Genomic DNA, 2,029 nt, shown 5'->3' with positions numbered 1-2,029 from the left:
ACGCGGTCCCCGCTACGGGACCGCGTTGACCGTCATGCCACGCCGCCCCTTCGGCGGATAGCGCCCAAGGGGACTTGGTGAGCGACTACGGGGCGCTGCCTCCGGAGGTCAATTCCACGCGGATGTATGCGGGAGTCGGCTCCGGTCCGATGTTGGCAGCAGCAGGGGCCTGGGATGTCTTGGCCCAAGAGTTGAGCATGACCGCGGCCGCGGTGGACATGACCATCGCGGATCTGACCAGCGGTCCCTGGCGTGGACCGTCGGCGACCGCCATGGCCGCGGCGGCACTGCCGTTTACCACGTGGTTCAAGACGACCGCCGCGCAAGCCGAGCAGGCGGCCGTGCAGGCCAAGGCCGGCGCGGCCGCCTTCGAAGCCGCGTTCGCGATGACGGTGCCGCCGCAGATGGTGTTCGCCAACCGGGCCCAGCTGATGATGTTGGTCGCCACCAACTTCTTCGGTCAGAACACCCCGGCCATCGCGGCGACCGAAGCCCACTACGCGGCGATGTGGGCGCAGGACGCCGCCGCGATGTACGCCTACGCCGGTGGTTCCGCAGCGGCTTCGCAGTTGTCGGAGTTCACCTCGCCGCCGCAGACCACCAATCCTGCGGGGCAAGCGGGGCAGGCCACCGCGACTACCCAGGCCGTCAGCAACTCGGCGGCGTCGCAGGTCACCTCCCAGGCAACGTCGCAGGCGTTGAACTCGTTGCAGTCGCTCACTCAGGCGGGCGCCGCCACCGCGACGCCCGCGGCCCCGGCTACCGGTACCGCACCAACCACCGCCGTTTCGCCGTGGACCGCGTTTCTGCAACAGCTGGTCACTCCGCTCGGGACGCTCACCGGCTACACCAACTCCGCCATGGGCCCGTTCCGGCTCGTCGACATGGTCGGGCAGGGGCTTAACGGCGAGGAAGTATCCGGTCAGGCGGTGGCGGATGCCCGGGCGTTCTTCACCGAACTGACCAAGGTGGCCGAGGTCGCGAAGGCGGGAACCGCGACCTCTTACACCCCGGGTTTCGGCGCGGCATCACCGTCGGTCGCCCTGAGCCGGGGCATCCAGGTCGGGGCGTTGTCGGTGCCGCAGAGCTGGCCGATGTCTCCTACGTCGGCCAATCAGGCCGCGGCGACACTGGCTTCCAGCCGGGTGGGCGCTGCGGAGGCCGGCGCGATGCCGCGCGGCGGAATGGCAGGGCTGGCCGGCATGGCAGGTCTGCCCGGGGCCAGTGCCGCCGCCAACGGTGTGCCTACCGGCTTCCGATTCGTTCCCCGCTACGGCTACCGCCACCGGGTGATGAACCGGCCGCCCAGCGCGGGTTAGGCGCTGGGCGGGTCAGATCAGCGCACCCAGCAACGCGAGCGGCAGTACGCCCAGGTCAACGGCGAGCGGGAGACCGAGGGCGTTGAGAAGATCGCCGTCGGCCAGCTCCGAGGCGAAGATGTCGTAGTTGATCTGGGGCAGGTTGAACAACAGCGCAGTGCCCACGTCCAGAAACGGAATACCGGTGTGCGGCGGGAAGGTACCGAAAAGGTCGTCCAGCGTGGGGAAATTCGAACCGAAGTCCGCCATCTGAGTGTCGGAGATCGCCTTGATGAAGCCTTCCATCTCGGCCATGAAGGGTGGCGGAGTGTCGGTCGGATGGAAGATGTCGTCAAAAAAGGCCGAGATTCCCTGCTGCAAGCCGTTACTCAGCGCCTGCGGCAACTCCTGCATAAGAGCCGCCAGCGTTGCCGAATCCGGCAGGAATCCCAACGGAGTAGCCACATCGGCGGGCCCTTGACTCCAACCGTGCTCGAGGTTGCCGTAGCCCAGGTTCACCAGGATGCGCGTGACGGGTTCGAACAGATCGTAAAGCGCCTGTCCCCCGCTGCCGAAGAACAGCAGCGGATACAGCAGCGGCAGCGGGCCTTGCCCCCATGTAGTGGACACGGGATTTGTGGTTAAGCAGCTTCGGGCAGCGTAGCCGGTGTCAGGGTCCTTTCGTAGGTGGCAGGGCTGGATTGACGGCAGTGGGAGTGCCGTCGTTTGGT

2 protein-coding genes are annotated in these 2,029 nt (G+C 67.3%); one reads left to right on the top strand and one right to left on the bottom strand.

Annotated features, from left to right (window positions below; genetic code table 11):
• The first annotated feature begins 77 nt into the window (after positions 1-77).
• The gene (locus BN4346_RS49800) at positions 78-1,319 is read left to right on the top strand and encodes a PPE family protein (RefSeq protein ID WP_067977069.1); all 1,242 of its coding nucleotides are present in this window, start codon (positions 78-80) and stop codon (positions 1,317-1,319) included.
• A 12-nt stretch (positions 1,320-1,331) separates the two neighbouring features.
• On the opposite strand, the gene BN4346_RS46710 is transcribed toward BN4346_RS49800, so the two are convergent.
• A complete protein-coding gene (locus BN4346_RS46710) occupies positions 1,332-1,928 on the bottom strand; it encodes a hypothetical protein (RefSeq protein ID WP_067977068.1) in 597 nt (198 codons plus the stop codon).
• Positions 1,929-2,029 lie beyond the last annotated feature (101 nt).

Origin of the sequence: Mycolicibacter icosiumassiliensis (genome assembly GCF_900078685.2) — a bacterium.
Taxonomy (GTDB): Bacteria; Actinomycetota; Actinomycetes; order Mycobacteriales; family Mycobacteriaceae; genus Mycobacterium; species Mycobacterium icosiumassiliensis.
This window is presented reverse-complemented; position numbering and strand designations above follow the sequence as displayed.